The sequence below is a fragment of the Pseudomonas mediterranea CFBP 5447 genome (assembly GCF_000774145.1).
Taxonomy (GTDB): domain Bacteria; phylum Pseudomonadota; class Gammaproteobacteria; order Pseudomonadales; family Pseudomonadaceae; genus Aquipseudomonas; species Aquipseudomonas mediterranea.
This window is the reverse complement of sequence record NZ_KN322985.1, coordinates 360,514-379,715: the sequence shown is the minus strand read 5'-3', so window position 1 is coordinate 379,715 and position 19,202 is coordinate 360,514. Positions and strand designations below refer to the sequence as shown.

The 19,202-nt window shown below is 59.8% G+C and carries 7 protein-coding genes; 5 read left to right on the top strand and 2 right to left on the bottom strand.

Annotated features, from left to right (window positions below; genetic code table 11):
• The first annotated feature begins 82 nt into the window (after positions 1–82).
• Positions 83–727 (top strand): hydrolase, encoded by a 645-nt coding sequence (locus tag N005_RS13920; RefSeq protein ID WP_047701714.1) that lies wholly within the window; start codon positions 83–85, stop codon positions 725–727.
• 232 nt (positions 728–959) lie between these two features.
• Here the strand turns inward: N005_RS13920 and N005_RS13915 are convergent, their stop codons facing one another.
• The gene (locus N005_RS13915) at positions 960–2,258 is read right to left on the bottom strand and encodes a mechanosensitive ion channel family protein (protein WP_047701713.1); all 1,299 of its coding nucleotides are present in this window, start codon (positions 2,256–2,258) and stop codon (positions 960–962) included.
• A gap of 194 nt (positions 2,259–2,452) precedes the next feature.
• Here N005_RS13915 and N005_RS13910 point away from each other — a divergent pair, with 194 nt between their 5' ends.
• Positions 2,453–3,799, top strand: coding sequence for a DEAD/DEAH box helicase (locus tag N005_RS13910; RefSeq protein WP_047701712.1), 1,347 nt, complete (start codon positions 2,453–2,455; stop codon positions 3,797–3,799).
• Between the two features lie 236 nt (positions 3,800–4,035).
• Here N005_RS13910 and N005_RS13905 read toward each other — a convergent pair whose 3' ends face one another.
• Positions 4,036–4,311, bottom strand: coding sequence for a hypothetical protein (locus N005_RS13905; RefSeq protein ID WP_047701711.1), 276 nt, complete (start codon positions 4,309–4,311; stop codon positions 4,036–4,038).
• 215 nt (positions 4,312–4,526) lie between these two features.
• Between N005_RS13905 and N005_RS13900 the strand changes: the two genes are divergently transcribed.
• Genes N005_RS13900 through N005_RS13890 form a run of 3 tightly spaced genes read left to right on the top strand, consistent with a single transcriptional unit; the run spans position 4,527 to position 19,149 of the window.
• Positions 4,527–6,233, top strand: coding sequence for a ShlB/FhaC/HecB family hemolysin secretion/activation protein (locus N005_RS13900; protein ID WP_047701710.1), 1,707 nt, complete (start codon positions 4,527–4,529; stop codon positions 6,231–6,233).
• 23 nt (positions 6,234–6,256) lie between these two features.
• Positions 6,257–18,679: a two-partner secretion domain-containing protein gene (locus N005_RS13895; RefSeq protein WP_081993268.1), complete on the top strand. Its 12,423-nt coding sequence runs from the start codon at positions 6,257–6,259 to the stop codon at positions 18,677–18,679.
• A complete protein-coding gene (locus N005_RS13890; protein ID WP_047701709.1) occupies positions 18,676–19,149 on the top strand; it encodes a hypothetical protein in 474 nt (157 codons plus the stop codon). Before N005_RS13895 ends, N005_RS13890 begins: the two co-directional genes overlap by 4 nt.
• Positions 19,150–19,202 lie beyond the last annotated feature (53 nt).

The following is a 19,202-nucleotide window of genomic DNA, read 5'->3' as shown; positions in this document are numbered from 1 at the left end:
CCATGCCGACGACATCACCGCTGAAGCGAACGTCGACAAACCCTAACCGATTGAAATATCGACATTAAAAAAGGAACACACCATGTCTATCCGCGAACTGCTGAACCCAACCAACTCCGCCCTGATCTTGATCGATCACCAGCCACAAATGGCCTTCGGCGTACAGTCGATCGACCGTCAGACCTTGAAGAACAACACCGTCGGCCTGGCCAAGGCGGCGAAGATCTTCAACGTACCGACCATCTACACCTCGGTCGAAACCGAAAGCTTCAGCGGCTACATCTGGCCTGAGTTGTTGGCGGTTCATCCGGAGCAGAAGCCCATCGAGCGCACTTCGATGAACTCCTGGGAAGACAAGGCGCTGGTCGACGCGGTGAAAGCCACCGGCCGCAAGAAACTGATCATCGCGGCGCTGTGGACCGAGGTCTGCCTGACCTTCCCGGCGCTGGAAGCACTGGCTGAAGGCTACGAGGTCTACATCGTCACCGACGCTTCGGGCGGCACCAGCAAGGAAGCCCACGACATGTCGGTACAGCGGATGATTCAGGCCGGTGCGGTGCCGGTGACCTGGCAACAAGTGCTGCTGGAATACCAACGTGACTGGGCACACAAAGAGACTTACGAAGCGGTGATGGAGCTGGTACTGGAACACAGCGGCGCTTATGGCATGGGCGTGGACTACGCCTACACCATGGTGCACAAGGCCCCGCAGCGTCAGATCAAGTAATCAGGACATAGCGACAACCCTTGTGGGAGCGAGCCTGCTCGCGATAGCAATCAGTCAGACGACATCGATGTCGACGGGGATTGCCAATCGCGAGCAGGCTCGCTCCCACATGGGGTTTATGGTGATCATGATTTCCAAGTACGGCATATGACCTGTGGGAGCGAGCCTGCTCGCGATGACGGTGGTGCATCCCATTGAGAGGTTGAGCCTTTCACAAGGATCAGCGGTGTATTCAGACCAGCTGCTTCTGCTCCTCCGGAACATGACTTGCCCCCAACACCGCCGGCAGCAACCCCGAACGCAAATCCATGCCGCTGGGCTGTTGGTACAGGTTCAACCCGAACTCCGGCATCACCGCCAGCAGGTAGTCGAAAATGTCCCCCTGGATGCGTTCGTAGTCGGCCCACGCGGTGGTGCGGGTAAAACAGTAGATTTCCAGCGGAATGCCCTGGGCGGTGGTTTGCATCTGGCGGACCATGCAGGTCATGTTCGGCTGGATTTCGGGGTGGCTCTTCAAGTACGCCAGGGCATAGGCGCGGAAGGTGCCGAGGTTGGTCATCCGGCGACGGTTGGCCGACATCGCCGCAACGTTGCCCTGGGCTTCGTTCCAGGCCTTGAGCTCGGCTTGTTTGCGGCTGATGTAGTCGGTCAGCAGGCGCACGTGGGTCAGGCGCTGTTCTTCCTCGTCGTGCAGGAAGCGTACGCCGCTGGCGTCGATGAACAGGCTGCGCTTGATCCGGCGTCCACCGGATTGCTGCATGCCGCGCCAGTTCTTGAACGATTCGGACATCAGCCGCCAGGTCGGGATCGAGACGATGGTCTTGTCAAAGTTCTGCACCTTGACCGTGTGCAGGGTGATGTCCACCACATCACCGTCGGCGCCGACCTGGGGCATTTCGATCCAGTCGCCGACTCGCAGCATGTCGTTGCTGGTCAGTTGCACGCTGGCGACGAACGACAGCAGGGTGTCCTTGTACACCAACAGGATCACCGCCGACATCGCACCCAGGCCCGACAGCAACAACAATGGCGAACGGTCGATCAGGGTGGCGACGATGATGATCGCGCTGAATACATACAGCACCATTTTCGTCAGTTGCACATAGCCCTTGATCGAGCGGGTCCGGGCGTGTTCGGTGCGGGCGTAGACATCCAGCAGGGCGTTGAGCAGGGCGCTAAGGGTCAGCATCATGAACAGGACAGTGAAGGCCGTGGCTACATTATCGAGGAACACCAGGCTGGTCTTGCTGAGCCCGGGCACCAGGGGCAGGCCGAACTGGATAAGCAGCGAGGGGGTCATCTGCGCCAGGCGATGGAAGACCTTGTTGTGGCGCAGGTCGCTGACCCAATGCAGGGCTGGCTGGCGACCGAGCAGCTTGGCGCCGTGCAGGATCAGGTAGCGCGCCACGCGTCCGAGCACCAGGGCGATGGTCAGCAGCAATACCAGGGCAAGGCCGGTATGCAGGAGCGGATGCTGGTCGAGGGCACCCCAGAAGTCTTGGATGTTGAGCCAGAGCTGTTTGATGTCCATGGGCGAAACGGATCTTCTATATGAAATGCGACGGGGGGATTAGAGCATTTAAGGCTGTCGAAGTGACCGTCGACGGCGGGTCTGCCTTGAAAAAAGCCGCTGATTGTCGCCGTTTGCATAAAGAAACTCGGCCTTCGCGCTCGAAACCGTTACCCTATGCAGCTGTTTTTTTGTATTTCTTCGAGGTAGCACCCGTGTTTTCCGAATTCGCCCTGCACGAACGCCTGCTCAAAGCCGTGGCCGAGCTTAAATTTGTCGAGCCAACGCCGGTGCAGGCAGCGGCCATTCCGCTCGCGCTCCAGGGGCGTGACCTGCGGGTGACGGCGCAGACCGGCAGCGGCAAGACCGCCGCGTTCGTGTTGCCGATCCTCAACCGCCTGATCGGCCCGGCAAAGGTCCGTGTCAGCATCAAGACCCTGATCCTGCTGCCGACCCGTGAACTGGCCCAGCAGACCTTGAAGGAAGTGGAGCGCTTCTCGCAATTCACCTTCATCAAGTCCGGCCTGATCACCGGTGGCGAAGACTTCAAGGTCCAGGCCGCCATGCTGCGCAAGGTGCCGGACATCCTCATCGGTACGCCGGGGCGGATGATTGAACAACTGAACGCCGGCAACCTGGACCTGAAGGAAGTCGAAGTGCTGGTACTGGACGAAGCCGACCGCATGCTCGACATGGGCTTTGCCGAAGACGTGCAGCGCCTGGTGGACGAATGCGCCAACCGCCAGCAGACCATGCTGTTCTCCGCCACCACCGGCGGCTCGGGCCTGCGGGAGATGGTCGCCAAGGTGCTGAACAACCCGGAGCACCTGCAGCTCAACGCGGTCAGCCAACTGAATTCCACCACCCGCCAGCAGATCATCACCGCGGATCACAACCAGCACAAAGAGCAGATCGTCAACTGGTTGCTGGCCAACGAAACCTACGAAAAAGCCATCGTGTTCACTAACACCCGGGCCATGGCCGACCGCATCTATGGCCGCCTGGTGGCACAGGAATACAAGGCGTTCGTGCTGCACGGCGAGAAGGACCAGAAGGATCGCAAGCTGGCGATCGATCGCCTCAAGCAAGGCGGCGTGAAGATCCTCGTGGCCACCGACGTCGCCGCGCGCGGCCTGGACGTGGAAGGCCTGGACCTGGTCATCAACTTCGATATGCCCCGCAGCGGTGACGAATACGTGCACCGCATCGGCCGTACCGGTCGCGCCGGCAACGACGGCCTGGCGATCTCGCTGATCTGCCACGGCGACTGGAACCTGATGTCGAGCATCGAGCGCTACCTTAAGCAGAGCTTCGAGCGTCGCACCATCAAGGAAGTCAAAGGCACCTACGGCGGGCCGAAAAAGGTCAAGGCCTCCGGCAAAGCCGTTGGCGCGAAGAAGAAAAAGGTCGACGCCAAGGGCGACAAGAAGAAAACCGCCGCCAAGGCCCCGACCAAGCGCAAGACCGCCAACCGCCCGAAGACCGACGCTCCGGCGCTGGTCAGCAAGGACGGCATGGCCCCCCTCAAGCGCCGCAAGCCGCAAGCGCCGGCGGCTGAGTGAATCGCCTGTAGCGCAGCATAAAAAAGCCGGATCTTGGGTCCGGTTTTTTTATGCGCAACTGAAATGCTCAAAACATCGTGGCGAGGGAGCTTGCTCCCGCTGGGCTGCGTAGCAGCCCCAATCCGGCTTGATACTCACCCCTCAAAGTGGCTGGAACTGAGTTTTCAGGGGCGCTTCGCACCCCAGCGGGAGCAAGCTCCCTCGCCACAAAAGCAATCTGTGCCGGGCTATAGACATCAACCAGCCTTCTTCCCGGCATCCTTCAGTTCCTCCAGACGCTTATCAATCAACTGGCACTTGTCCGGCACGTCCTTGCTGGCTGTCTCCAGATCCATGGCCTGTAACTCATCATTCATCTCCTTGGCCTTGGTCGGGTTCTGCTGGGTGAGCTTGGTGATTTCCTGAGCGAGCTGTTCGCGTTTGGCGGTGGCTTCTTCCGGGGTGCAAGTGGCCCAGGCGGGCAGGGCGCAGGTGAGCGTGGCGGCAAGGGTGAATGTCAGGAGGGTTTTCATGATATGGGCCTCGTATTCCTTGTTGGGCAGGTAATGGGTTGAGGCTTGGTGGGGGTTGAAAGTTCACCAGAGTGAATCGAGTACGCCCTATGGATTTTTTCGACAGGTGGTTTATGAAACTTTCATGGTCGGGGGCTTGGGCAATTGACGTCAAAATGATGGCTCTCTAATATCGCGCCACTATTTTGATGTCATTTCGTATCGAGGGATCGAACATGTTCTCACCCGCCCATTGGGCGAGGTTGTGCCTGGCTTTGCTGTGCCTGTCTCCGCTTACCCTGGCTCACGCCGCCCCGACTCCCGGTGAAACCGACCTGATCCGCGAGCGCCAGAACCGTTTGCTTGAAGAGCAGCGCCGCCGTCTGGAAGAGCTCAAGGACTTGCCCGGCCAGGAGGTGAAACCGACCCAGCCGACCGCGCCGGCCGATACCCGTTGCTTCCCCATCAAAACCATCGAACTCAAGGGCGCCGACAGCCTCTCGGCCCGTGAGCGCGAGCGGCTGCTCCAGCCCTATATCGGCCAATGCCTGGGCGTGCCCCAGCTCAATGAACTGCTCAAGGTCATCACCGACCACTACATCGAGAAGGGCCTGGTCACCAGCCGTGCCTACTTGCCGCAGCAGGACCTGTCCAGCGGTCACCTGCAGGTACTGGTGGTCGAGGGCCGGCTCGAAGGCTTGAAAGGCGCCGAGAACAGCCAACTGTCGGAGCGTGAACTGGCCATGGCGTTTCCCGGCAAAACCGGTGAGCTGGTCAACCTGCGGGAAATCGAGCAGATGGTGGACCAGCTCAATCGCCTGCCGTCGAATCAGGCGCAGATGGAGCTGACCCCCGGCCAGAACGTCGGCGGCAGTGAAGTGCTGGTCAAGAATACTCCGCAGAAGCCCTGGCGCGCCGGGCTGTCCCGCAGCAACGACGGCCAGCGCAGCACTGGCGAGCAGCAGTGGGGCACCCGTTTCGAATGGGACAGCCCGCTGGGCCTGGCTGACCAGTTGATGCTGCGCGGCGGTCATGACGCGATGAGCGATCACCAGCACACCTCGCGAAACGCCATGCTCTCTTACAGTCTGCCGTTTGGCTGGTGGAACGTCAGCTACACCTACAGCCAGAGCGAGTACCGCTCACAGATCGCGGCCAACGGTTTCAACTTCAAGCAGAGCGGCGACAGCCAGAACCATCAGTTGCGGGTCGAGCGGGTCATCTACCGCGACGCCATGAGCAAAACTTCCCTCAACACTGGTCTGGCCTATCTGCGCAGCAACAACTTCATCGAAGACAGCAAACTGGCCCTGAGCAGCAATCGCCTGAGCGAAGCGCAGTTCGGCATCAACCACGGTCGGCGGATCGGCGGTGCCTTCGTCAACCTGGACCTGGGCATGCAACAAGGGATCGGCGCCTTCGATGCCCAGGCCAACCACGACCCGGCACCCGGCCAGGCTGACGCCCGCTATCGCAAATACACCGCCACGGTCAGCTATTTGCAACCGTTCAAATTGTGGGACGAGTCTTTCAGCTTCAGCAGCTTAATGACCGGCCAGCGCAGCGAAGACGTGCTGTTCAGTCCGCAGCGCATGAGCCTGGGCGGAGAGTCTTCGATTCGTGGCTACAAGGACCAGTCGTTGGCTGGTGACAACGGTGGCTACTGGCGCAACGACCTGCGCTGGAGCCGCCCGGTGACCCTGGAATGGTTGCGTCCGGTGTTCGCCGAGTACGGCACCAGCCTGGGCTATGACCAGGGCGTGATCAGCGGGACCCGCTACAACGGCGATCAGCACGGGCGCATGTCGAGCAACTCGCTGGAGCTGTTCGCCCGTGGGCAGCACCTCACCACCAGCGTCACCTTCGCCCACTCCCTGGAACGCCCGGATGCCCTGACCGAGCGTGAAGCGCCGATCTATTTCCGCGTGGATGTATCCATTTAATTCTGTTGCAACGAGACCTGATCATGGACGACCGCCAACCTTCTGCTGCCCACACAAACCGCGATCTGTTCTGCGGCATGCCCAAGCGCGGCCTGGCGTTCCTGTTGGCCAACGTCATGTTCTGGCAACCGATGTGGGCCCAGGCCGACGGCATCGTGGTCAGTGCGCCGGGCACCAGCCTCGGCCAGGCGGGCAACGGCGTGCCCATCGTCAACATTGCCAGGCCCAACGGCAGCGGTCTGTCCCACAACCAGTTCAAGGACTACAACGTCGGCAGCAACGGCGTGATCCTCAACAACGCCACGTCCCGCACCCAGTCCACGCAACTGGGCGGGATCATCCTCGGCAACCCGAATCTCAACGGCGCGGCCGCCACCACCATCCTCAACGAAGTCAACGGCGGCAGCCCCAGCCAGTTGCGCGGCTACACCGAAGTGGCGGGGCAGTCGGCCCATGTCATCGTGGCCAACCCCTATGGCATCACCTGTAACGGCTGCGGTTTCATCAATACCCCTCAAGCGACCTTGACCACCGGCAAACCGATTGTGGAAAACGGCCAGGTGAGTCGCTACCAGGTCGACCAGGGCAACGTCACCGTAGAAGGGGCGGGCCTCAACGCTACCAACGTCGACCGCTTCGAAATCATCACCCGCAGCGCCAAAATCAACGCCGAAATCCAGGCCAGGAACCTGACCATCGTCGCCGGCCGCAACGACGTCGATGCCGCCAGCCTCAACGCCAGCGCACGTGCCGATGACGGCAGCGCCAAACCGCAACTGGCCATCGACTCTTCAGCGCTGGGCGGCATGTACGCCGGGGCGATCAAGCTGGTGGGTACCGAGGCCGGTGTCGGGGTGAAGCTGGACGGCAAGTTGATCGCCAGCGGTGGCGATATCCAGCTCGACGCCAACGGTCATCTGAGCATGGTCGACACGGCGGCGACCGGCGCTGTCAATGTCAAGGCCCAGAGCCTGGAGACTAAAGGCCCGGTCTACGCCGGTACCACCCTGGACATGCAAACCCAGGGTGACCTGACCAGCCAGAACAACCTCGTCGCCAAAGACCGCATCACCCTCGCCAGCGGCGGTCAGTTGACCAACAACGGCATCATCGAAGCCGGGGTCAATCTCGATAACACCCGCAACACCGACGCCGATATCAGCATCAGCGCGCAGCACCTCAACAACCTCGGCAAGAACATCATTGCCAGCCGTGATCTCGACATCACGACCACCCAAACTCTGAACAACCAGAGCGGCACCCTCAGCGGACAGCGGCAGACCACCGTCATCGCCGGCACCCTCGATAACCAGAACAAGGGCCGGGTGCTCGGCGCCGACCGTCTGACCTTGACCGCCGACGAGGTCGTGAACAGCCAGGACGGTTTGATCTCCAGCAACGGCGACTTGGTGGTCAACGTCGGCGCGCTGGGCAATCACGGCGGGGAAATTTCCAGTTTGGCCGATGTCACCCTGAATGTCGCCAGCCTCGATAATACCTCCGGCCTGATCGCGACTGACAAGGGGCTCAATCTCACGGCCAGCGGCGCGATCAATAACGGTAACGGCACCTTGTCGAGTTCAACCCTGGCCACCTTGAAGGGCGTCAGCCTGGACAATACCCGGGGCCAGATCACCGGCGATTTGGGCTTGAGCATCGACCTCAGCGGTGCCTTGGATAACCACGGTGGGACATTGGGTTCCGGCAAGGCCTTGACCCTGGCCGCGGCCCGCATCGACAACCGCGCGGCGGGCACGGTGCTTGCGGCGGACGGCAAGCTGAGCGCCACTATCAGCGGCGCATTCGATAACCGCGAACAGGGCAAGCTGCGCGCCACTGGCAGCATCGAACTGAACATCGGCAGCCTGGACAACCGAGGCGGCAGCCTGGCGAGCAAGGATCACCTGACCTTGCGTGGCGATTCGGCGGACAATCGTGGCGGCCTGATCCAGGCCGACAAGGACCTCAAGCTGCTAGTTGATCAGTTGGACAACCGCGACAAGGGCAATCTTGTCGCCAAGGCGGCCATCGGCTTCGAAGGCACCCGCCTGGACAACAGCGGCGGCCTGCTCAGCGCAGTCGGCCCGGTCAGTCTCAAGGCCAAGGAGGTTACCAACACCCAGGGCCGTATTGCCAGCCAGGGCAACCTCGAAGCCAGTATCGACAACCTGAGCCAGCAGGGCGGGGCGCTGGTGGCCCAGGGTTCCCTGCTGCTGACCGGCAAGAGTCTCGACAACCGTAATGGCGGTACGGTCGCCAGCACCCAGGGCCTGACCGTCAATGTCGAGCAGATCGACAACCGTGCCGGTGAGCTGTCCAGCATCCGCAGCAGCGTCCGTGTCAGCGGACAACGCCTGGATAACAGCGATGGCGGCAAGCTGCTGACCGATACCGACCTCGGCCTTGTCGTGGCGCAAGTGATTAATCAGAACAAGGGCCGCCTGTTCGCCAGGGGCAGCGTCAACCTGAACGGCACGACCCTGGATAACAGCGGCGGGAACATCTCCGCCCTGCAGGGCCTGGATATTCGCCTCGATGGCGCGCTGCTCAACAACACCGGCTTGCTCAGCAGCGAAGGCGCCCTGGGCCTCAAGGTCGGCAGCCTGGACAACACGGCCGGCAAGCTCGGCAGTGCCGCCGACCTGTCGATCGACAGCCTGGGGGCATTGCTCAATCAGGGCGGTTCGATCCTCACGGACCAGGCCCTGGTACTCGCCAGCAGTAGCCTCGATAACAGCCGCAAAGGCCTGATCAGCGGCAAGGGTGCCACCCGTGTCACCACCAGGACCCTCGACAACAGCCAGGGAGGCCGGCTGACCAGCGAGGACCGCCTGGACCTCACCGCGACCCAGGTCAGCAATGGTACTTCCGGCCGTATTGCCAGTGTCAAGGACCTGACCGCCAACGTCGCCGGCCTCGACCAGCAGGGTGGCGAACTGTTCAGCAAGACCCAACTGAGCCTGGACCTGCACAACGGCCGCTTGGACAATAGGGGCGGCCTGATCAACGGCCCGCTGCTGGTGCTGAAGAACCTCGACGAGGTGGACAATCGGGGCGGTGAAATCTCCAGTGCCCAAGCCTTTGCCCTGGCCGCGAAAAGCTTCGACAACAGCAACGGCAAGCTGCTGAGCAACCAGAGCCTGACCCTGCGTATCGATCAGGCTCTGAGCAACGTCAAGGGCCTAGTGGCCGCGGCTTCTGTCGACAGTCGTAGTGCCAGCCTGGACAACAGCCAGGGCCTGATCAGCAGCCGGGGTGCAGTCGACCTGGGTGTGAACGGGGCGTTTATCAACCAGGGCGGTACCCTGGTGGGCGACGGCGCGATCCTGTTGACGGCCAACAGCCTGGATAACGGCAACGGTGCCGTCTCCGGCAAGGCCGATATCATGGCGAATATTGCCGCCCTGGACAATCGCAACGGCAAGCTGATCGCCAGCAGTGCGCTGACCCTGAGCGGTGCCTTGGTGGATAACCGCCAGAACGGTCTGGTAGGGGCGACAAAAGCGCTGACACTCGATGTCGACGCCATCGACAACCGCGGCGGCGAACTCTCCAGCAATGCCAATATCCATCTGACCGGCAAGCGCCTGGACAATAGCGACAGCGGCAGGCTCCTTGCCGATATGACGCTGACACTCGAAATGGCTGAGGTACTCAACCGCAACCTGGGACTGCTCAAGGGTAAGATCGGCGTCACGCTGGACGGCCAGACCCTCGACAATACCGACGGCCAACTACTCAGCGACCAGGATGCACGACTCACCCTCGGCGCGGACCTCGACAACAGCGGTGGCCTGATCAGCAGCGAAGGCCGGCTGGACGTCAGCAGCGCCGGGCTGGACAACACTGCCGGCAGCCTGTCGAGTGCCGGGGCTCTCAAGGTCCAGGCTAACGGTGCATTGGGCAACCAGGGCGGGCGCCTGGTCAGTGACAGCAGCATCAACCTGAGCAGTGCCAGTCTCGACAACACCCAACTGGGAGTGATCATCGGTAAAGGTGCGGTCACTGTCAGTACCGGCGCCTATGACAATCGCACCGGCGCCCTGAGCAGCCGCGACAGCCTCACACTGAGGGCAGGGCAGGTCAGCAACCAGAACGGTCGCATCGGCAGCGACAAGGCCTTGGTCGCGAGCGTCACCGGTCTGAACCAGCAGGACGGCAAGCTCTTCAGCAACACGGCACTGACCCTGGACCTGAACAACGGCCAACTGAACAACCAGAACGGCCTGATCAACGCGCCGTCATTGCTGCTCGAAAACCTCAAGGGCGTGAACAACCAGGGCGGTGAAATCTCCAGTGCCCAGGCCTTCGCACTGACCACCGACAGCTTGAACAACAGCAATGGCAAACTGCTGAGCAACCAGGCCGTGACCCTGCGGATCAACCAGGCGCTGGCCAACCTCAAGGGCCAGATCGCCGCCGCTGCGCTCGATATCCGCGCAGCCAGCCTCGACAACAGCGGCGGTACCGTCACCAGCCGTGGCGACCTCGACCTGACCACCAGTGGTCAACTGAGCAATCGCAGCCAGGGTCTGATCAACGCCGCGCAAGCCTTGAAGCTCAGCAGCGCCGACCTCGACAACCAGGGCGGCACCTTGCTCGGTGCCGGCGCCGTGAACCTCAACGCCATGGCCCTGAGCAACAGTGGCAGGGGCCTGATCAACAGCCAGGGCGGTCTGACGATCAACGCCAGCAGCCTGGACTCCGGCAATGGCGGTGAAGTCTCGGCCAAGGGCGATATCGACCTGACCCTCGGCGCCCTGGCCCAGAACGGTGGTCGCCTGCTCGGCGACCAGGTCATCCGCCTCGACCTGGCGGGTGGTGATATCGACAACCGCAACGGCCTGCTCAACGCCAAGGGCGCCCTGACCCTCAATCGTCTGCGCGACCTGAACAACCAGGGTGGCGAGCTTTCCAGCAGCCAGAGCTTCAACCTCGTTGGACGAACGTTGGACAACAGCGGTGGCAAGCTGATCAGCAACAACCGGTTGGACGTGGCCGGCAACAGCCTTATCAACCAGGGCGGTCTGATTTCCGGTTGGCAAGGACTGGCCGTCAACGTCGCGAGCCTGGACAACCGCAACAGCGGTACTGTGTCCAGCCGCAACGGCAACCTTGGTGTCAACGTCAGCGGCGCATTGCTCAACAGCAATGCTGGTGCGCTGGTCAGCCAGCAGGCCTTGACCGTCAACGCTGCCAGCCTCGACAACAGCGCCGGTATTCTGTCCAGCGGCGGCGCCCAACAGTTGACCGTCAGCGGCCTGTTGAACAATGCCCAGGGCGGCTCCATCGACAGCGGTGCGGCCCTGACCCTGCAAGCTATGGCCCTGAACAACAGCGGCACCATCAGCGTGCAGCAGAGCATCGATTTCACTGGCACCACCCTGAATAACAGCAACGGCACCCTGACCAGCAAGGGCGCGGTCAGCCTCGATCTGCTCGGTGCCCTGACCAACACCAACGGCAAGCTCGCCAGCGCCGGGCCGCTGGTGATCACCCGCAGCAGCCAGATCGGCAACCAGGGCGGCCAACTGATCAGCCAGGGCTTGCTGAGCCTGCTCACCGGCAGTCTGGACAACCGCAATCGCGGTACCGTCGCCGCCAGTGACAACATCGTCATCAGCAGCACTGGTGCCGTACAGAACAACAGTGATGGCCTGATCTACAGTCAAAACGGCGACGTCCGCGTCGACGCAAGGAGTCTCGCCAACGGCAAGGGGTCCCTGCAAGGGCAGGGTGCGCTGAACCTGACGGTCAGCGGCGATATCGACAACCAGAGCGGCAGGCTGATTGCCCAGAATGGCGACCTGACCGTCAGCGCGGCCAACCTCGACAACCGTGGCGGCACCCTGGCCACCGTCAAGGGCGCCCTCGAAGCCCATATCGTCGGCGTGCTGAAAAACGGCTATGACCTAGGCAACAACCGCCAGGGCGGCATCGTCCAGGCCCAGCGCCTGAATCTCGGCGCCCAGGGCGGTATCGACAACTATGGCGGGCGGATCGCGGCGCAGAGCGGCGATGCCCTGGTCACCACCGCCGACTTCGACAACCGCAACGGTGGCCTTTACGCCAATGGCCTGGTGCAGGTCAGTGGCAACAACTTCGATAACAGTGGTGACAACGACGGGCAGATTGCCGGCCAGCGCATTGACCTCAACCTCAACGGCGCGCTGAACAATCGCCTGGGTGTCATTGAAAGCGGCAGCACCCTACGCGTACGTGCAGCCAGCCTCGACAACCAGACCGGTCAGATCCGTGCGCTGGGCACCAGCGGCAAGACCGATTTCCAGATCGGCACCCTGTTCGACAACCGCAACGGAAAGCTGGAAACCGCCAACAGCGACCTGACCCTCAATGCCGGCGGCTTCCAGAACCTGGGCGGCAGCCTGCTGCATGTGGGCGACGGTACCTTTGATATCAGCACTGCCAACATCACCAATGCCGGCGGCAGCCTGGTGACCCGTGGCGGCCTGACGCTCACGGCAGACAGCTGGACCAACAACAGCGTGATCCAGGCCGGGCGCCTGACGCTGAACGTCAACACTCTCAACCAGACGGCGGGTGGACAACTGCTGGCCTCCGACAGCCTGACCGGCAACGGCGGCAATTGGAACAACGATGGGCTGATCGCCAGCGACGGGACTGCGAACCTGAACCTGAGTGGCAGCTACAACGGCAATGGACGTTATACCAGCCTGAATACGCTGGGCCTGACAGCTGCCTCGTTCAATCTGGGGAGCATGGGCAGCATCGCCGGAGGGGCCGATACTCTCATCAACGTCGGTGGGCAGGTGAATAACTACGGCCGAATCACTTCGGCTACTGGGATGAGGGTGAACGCCGGGTCGATCAACAACTACGGAACCTTGGGCAGCAACGCTAACCTGCTGTTGAACACCCCTGGCTTACTGAATGAAAATGGCCTGATCTTCAGCGGCGGTGACACAAAGTTACAGGTCAACGGGTTCACTAACCATACGGCACAACTCTACAGTCTGGGTACCGTCAGTATCGAAGGCTATGGGGGACAGGCTCAGTCGGCTCAAGTCACCAATATCTCCGGGTCGTTGGAGAGTGTTGGTAGATTCAGCATAAATGCCACCAGCTTCGAAAATCGCACAGAAGGTTTTAGCCTGGGACGCAAACTGGTTTCAGCGTCTATCGCTGTCAGATGTCTGGATTGTGGGGGAGGGGACTATGATCTCAGCATCGCGGTTCGTGAGACTTACGAAGGACAGGACAACGACACTAGTGCGGCGGCCTTGCTTTCAGCAGGCGGAGACTTTGTTTTTAGCGGTGGCAACTTTCTAAATAGCAAAAGTACCGTCAGTGCTGGCGGCAACATTTCCATCCAGGCGAGCAACCTGACCAACGTAGGGTCGATGGGCGGCACCATCGAGCGCACGCGCAGTTATCGCACACAAGCGATTGCTAACCTCAGTGCCCTTGCCTTCATCAACCAAGTGGTCAGCTACAACGCGCGAAATGATCCCGACTACCCGAACATTTACTACATCAATGACTCTGGCGGCCTGAGCAAGGCGATTGCCGAGACTTATCAGCGCCCTGTCCCTGCAGGAAGCCCGGGAACCACGTCTCCGGCTGTTCGGTTCAGAGATGCTGTCACGGGTCAGTTGGTAACCACGTTGGCCTTCGGTACCCGGTACGGGCTTAACCAACAGGCCCAGTATGATCCTAATAACCTGATGGCGCTGCCTGCTCAATTGCAGTCGTACACCCAGACCGGTGACGTTGAAGTTTCGAGAGATGGCAGTGGTTCAGGGCGCAGTGCAATTATCCAGGCAGGTGGCAAGGTTTCGATTACTGCGTCCCAGAATCTTAACAACAGCGTCATTCACCAAGATTACGGGGTCGGTTCGGGCGCCAATAAAGTCCAGAGCACGCAAGCTGCCGGCACCGGCACGCCCGTCGTGATCCGGCTCAATGCCCAGTTGCCGCCGGACCTTGCCAAGCAGCAGGTCAATCCCCTGGTTCTACCGGGATTCAGCCTGCCAACCGGACAAAATGGCCTGTTTCGCTTGAGTGGGCAGGGCGGTTCGGCGACGCAGGCCAGTCAGGTCAACGCGGGGCCCCAATCCTGGAGCATGGGCAGCGCGGCGGTGAGCAGTGCCCAGCGCCTGCAGGGTGCGAATGACGTCCAGGCGCGCAACCTGCAGTTCAACGATGCGGCGCGGATCACCGTGAGCAATCTTCAACTCGAACAAAGTACACGCCAGGCTACGGGCAGCGGTGTCTCCGGTAGCGTGATCAATGTCGGCACGCCGGGTGATACCGGCACTGTCCAGTTGCCGGGACAGGGCGGAGCGGTGTCCTCGGTAGGCAGTCAGGTCATCAATCGGGTGCAGGGTTTGCCGGACACCTCGGGCAGGTCCAACCCGCAGAAGTACCTGATCGAAACCAACCCGGTGCTGACCGACCTCAGGCAGTTCATGAGCTCGGACTACCTGCTGGCGAACCTCGGCTACAACCCTGATGAAAGCGCCAAGCGTCTGGGCGATGGTTTCTATGAACAGAGGCTGATCCAGCAGGCAGTGGTCGCGCGCACCGGTCAACGTTTTATCGACGGTCTGACCTCCGACGAAGCTCTCTACAAATACTTGATGGACAACGCCATCAAAAGCAAGCAGCAGCTCGACCTGTCGGTGGGTGTCAGCCTGACCTCCCAGCAGGTCGCGGCGTTGACCCACGATATCGTCTGGCTCGAAGAGCATGAGGTGAATGGCGAGAAGGTCCTGGTGCCGGTGCTGTATCTGGCTCAGGCCACCAACCGCCTGGCTCCGAACGGGGCCTTGATCCAAGGATCGGACGTTACGCTGATCGCCGGAAAGGACCTGAACAACGCCGGTACCCTGCGTGCCAGCAACAACCTGGTGGCCACGGCCGGCAACGACTTGGTCAACAGTGGTCTGATCGAGGCCGGTAGCCGTCTGGATCTTCTGGCCGGTAACGACATCATCAACAAGGCGGGCGGAGTCATCGCGGGGCGCGATATCAGCATGACCGCGATTGCCGGTGACGTGATCAACCAGCGCATGGTGACCGGCACCGACATACGCTACAAGGGAGAAAACGCGCATAGCGAGTATGTCGACAGCGGGTCTCGAATAGAGGCTGCGGACGACCTGACCATCAAGGCCGCGCGGGACTTCGTCAGCACTGGCAGCACCTTGCAAAGTGCTGGCGACACCACGATCAGCGCCGGCCGGGATGCTTTCATCGCGGCCGCCGAACAGCACAACAGCGTCGTGGCCGGCGCCAAGAGCAGCAGCGTTACCCAGTATGGCTCGGATCTGATGGTGGGGCGTGACCTCTCTGTCCAGGCGGGGCGTGATCTGGCGGTGGTTGCCAGCCAGATAGAGGCAAATCGGAACATCGATTTCGGCGCAGGCGAAAACCTTACGGTGGCTTCGGCTGCCGATGAAAGCCATTCGTATTCCAAGTCGAAGAAAGTCACGAAACAGGAAGATCACGTCAAACAGATTTCCAGTGTCGTGAGCGCCGGGCAAGACCTTACTTTCAATGCCGGCAAAGATATGGCGCTGATCTCGAGCCGGATAAATGCAGGCAACGAGGCCTACCTGGCAGCGGTTGGACAACTCGATGTGCTGGCGGCCCAGGATACGGATTACTCGCTGTATGACAAAAAGCAGAAGGGCAGTTGGGGACGCAAGCAGACCCGACACGATGAGGTGACAAAAAACGTCAACGTTGGCACCCAGATCACCACGGGGAGTGATCTGACGCTGGTCAGTGGTGGTGACCAACGTTATCAGGTCGCGAAGCTTGAAAGTGGCGCAGATCTGACGCTGAGAAGTGGAGGTGCCATCACCTTCGAGGGCGTCAAGGATTTGAGCCAGGAAAGCCACGAGAAGACCAACAACAGCCTCGCGTGGAATTCCTCGAAGGGTAAGGGGCATACGGACGAAACCTTGCGTCAGAGCGAATTGATCAGCAAGGGCTCCCTGGCGATCACCGCCGCCAAGGGCGTGCATATCGACATCAAGCAGATTGACCAGAAGACGGTCAGCCAGACCATTGATGCGATGGTTCAGGCGGACCCTCAGTTGGCCTGGCTCAAAGAAGCCGAGCAGCGTGGCGATGTCGATTGGCAGCGCGTGAAAGAGGTTCACGACTCCTTCAAATACAGCAACTCCGGCATGGGCACGGCGACAATGCTGGCGGTAGTTATTATCGTGACGGTGCTGACCGCGGGTTCTGGAGCTGCCGCTACCGTTGGCGCCAGCGCAAGCGGGGCCGCGACGGCCGTGGGGATCAGCGCGACCACCGCCGCCGCGATTGGTGCGGCTGCATCGGCAGCCTACACCGCTGCCGTGGTCCAGTCGGTGGTCAGTACGATAAACAACAAAGGCAACCTGAGCGCGGTCCTCAAGGATGTCACCTCGACGGAAAGCCTCAAGGGGTATTTGACCAGTGGGCTGGCTGCGGGTTTTGCATCTGGGGTCCTGGATAAGGCGTTCGGTGTTTCCGCCGAAAATGCCAGTAAAGCGACTCACGGCTTTGAACTGGCCAGCACCGATGGCCTGACCAAGTTTGTCGGTTACACCTTGGCTGAAAAGGGCTTTGGTGCGGTTACCAATACCGCGATCAATGGTGGCAGCCTCAAGAACAATCTGGCACAAGCAAGTATCAGTGCGGCTGCGGATGTTCTGTCGGCTTCCATCTATAACCGGTTGGGTACCCAGCTGGAGTTCACCGGGATTCCGGCCAAGGTCGGGGCGCATGCGATTGTCGGTGGTCTGATCGCGGAAGCGGCGGGCGGCAGCTTCCGTACCGGCGCCCTGGCAGCCGGTGCCAACGAAGCTTTCGTCGCTTCGGTCGCCGACAAGATCTTCGTGGGCGACATGCATGATCAACTGCTGGCGATGACCTCGCAATTGATTGGCGTAACGGTCTCGGCAGCTGCAGGCGGTTCTGATAAAGAACAGGAAGTGGCGGGCTGGGTCGCCCAGCAGGCGACGAAGTTCAACAGCCTTGATCACCCGACCGCCGAGCGGTTGCTTAACGAACTGAAGGCCTGTAAGTCCGGCGGAAATTGCACCGAAGCGAAGCAGCGCGACCTGATAGGCAAGTTTGAAAAGATCTCGGCCGAACGTTCGCAGTTGATCGACCTGTGCGAAACCCGGGCCTGTGTCGAAGGCCTGAAAGCCAACACCATTGCCATGGACGACCCGGTTGCGCAGGAGTTGCTCAGCTTCTACCGGAACAAGATCTCCTATGACATGGTCGGGATGCTGGTGGGCAATCCAGGGCTGATTGCACAACCGGCCCAAGGGTATGACCCTTGGGGTAATACCTATGTGACCGATGACCAGATCATCACGGCCAAGTACATCAAGGAGGGTTGGTTGACGCCCGCCGAGAGCGTCAATCTCAAGGAGTGGGAGAACAAGACCTCCTGGCTGGACGATGCGGCAGGTCGCAAACTCAGCGTGGCCGAAAGAGCCGCCATGATCAGCAACATGGGCAATACGTTGCTGACCGAGGGGTGGGGGACCAAGGTTGTTGCGGGCGTTGGTAAAGGCGGGAAAACCGGCAATGGTGTGTCGACGGATGCCGATGGGTTCGGAAATAGCCCCGCTGTTACTAAACTGGTCAAGCCATGCTGTTTCGCCGCAGGCACCATGGTTGCCACCCCGCAGGGCCCTCGTGCTATTGATACCCTCAGTGTGGGAGATATTGTCTGGAGCAAGCGAGAAGCAGGGGGAGAGCCGTTCGCTGCAGCTATTTCGGCTACGCACACTCGTACTGATCAGCCGATTTACCAGCTCAAGTTAGAAAATATCCGGGCAGATGGAGTTTCAGAGAAAGAAACGCTTCTGGTTACACCGGGTCATCCATTTTACGTTCCGGCACGACATGACTTTGTACCGGTCATCCAGCTTAAATCAGGCGACTTGCTTCAGTCGTTAGGGGATGGTGCTGCTGAGGGTGTATCAACCAGGGTTGAGTCTCTGGAATTGTTTCTGCCAAAAGGAAAAACCTATAATTTGACCGTAGATGTGGGTCATACCTTTTATGTGGGTAAGTTGAAGACCTGGGTGCATAACGTTGGTCTTTGCGATATCAATGGCAAACCTGTGGTGCCGAGGAATGCCAAAAATCTGGAAGGCGGACCACTAGAGAAAGCCGATAAGTATAGTGGGCATTTTATGCTGGAGGGTGGGCCTGCTAATGGAACTCTTTATCGTTCTGACAATAAAGGGAATATAACAAGTTATGCCGTTTATGATGATAAAGGTATGATTCTCAAGCGAGTCGACGTGACGGGCGATGCACATGCAGGGATTCCCACGCCTCATGCTATTGACTATGGCCGCAACAAGTTGCCAGATGGATCGATCAGAGTACAATCTCCATCGAGCAAGAAACCTCCACGGGGCATCAGTGCAGAAGAACTTCCATGAAAATAATTAAGAATACAGATTCTGTTAGCTCTACAAAATACGAGCATTGGAAAAGCCAATGGGAGGATCAGTCCGAGTTGGATGAGTTTTCTTATATTAGTGATGTGGTACATCCTGAAGATGCTTTGATGTTTTGCAAGGTTCTATTTCCAGATTTCATTTTTTACGAATCGGGGGTGTTTCTGGAAAGCAGATTTACTATTGAGGCATTTTCTAGTTGGATGGAGGCTTGTAATAATGATGTGGTAGAGGTAGAGAAGGTTTTAAATCATATGCATCTGTATGATGTTTTTGGAGGCTGCAGTGATAAGGTGGATGATGCTGTTTATGAGCAGTTGTGCAGGATTGTTGCTCAGTCATGGAGGATGGTGTTGCTGAATAAATTTCCAGAAAAGAATTTTTGTGTGCAAGCGATAGTGTCTGATCAGGAATATGGTCCAGTGGTTACTTTTTCTCAGGTCAGAGAGTAATTTCTATGGATGCCTTCTAATTTATAGTTTATACCGTGGAATGGTCTCGCGGA

Coding starts and splice junctions, on each gene's coding strand:
- N005_RS13920 (WP_047701714.1), top strand. CDS start 83: ATGTCTATCCGCGAACTGCTGAACCCAACCAACTCCGCCCTGATCTTG.
- N005_RS13915 (WP_047701713.1), bottom strand. CDS start 2,258: ATGGACATCAAACAGCTCTGGCTCAACATCCAAGACTTCTGGGGTGCC.
- N005_RS13905 (WP_047701711.1), bottom strand. CDS start 4,311: ATGAAAACCCTCCTGACATTCACCCTTGCCGCCACGCTCACCTGCGCC.
- N005_RS13900 (WP_047701710.1), top strand. CDS start 4,527: ATGTTCTCACCCGCCCATTGGGCGAGGTTGTGCCTGGCTTTGCTGTGC.
- N005_RS13895 (WP_081993268.1), top strand. CDS start 6,257: ATGGACGACCGCCAACCTTCTGCTGCCCACACAAACCGCGATCTGTTC.
- N005_RS13890 (WP_047701709.1), top strand. CDS start 18,676: ATGAAAATAATTAAGAATACAGATTCTGTTAGCTCTACAAAATACGAG.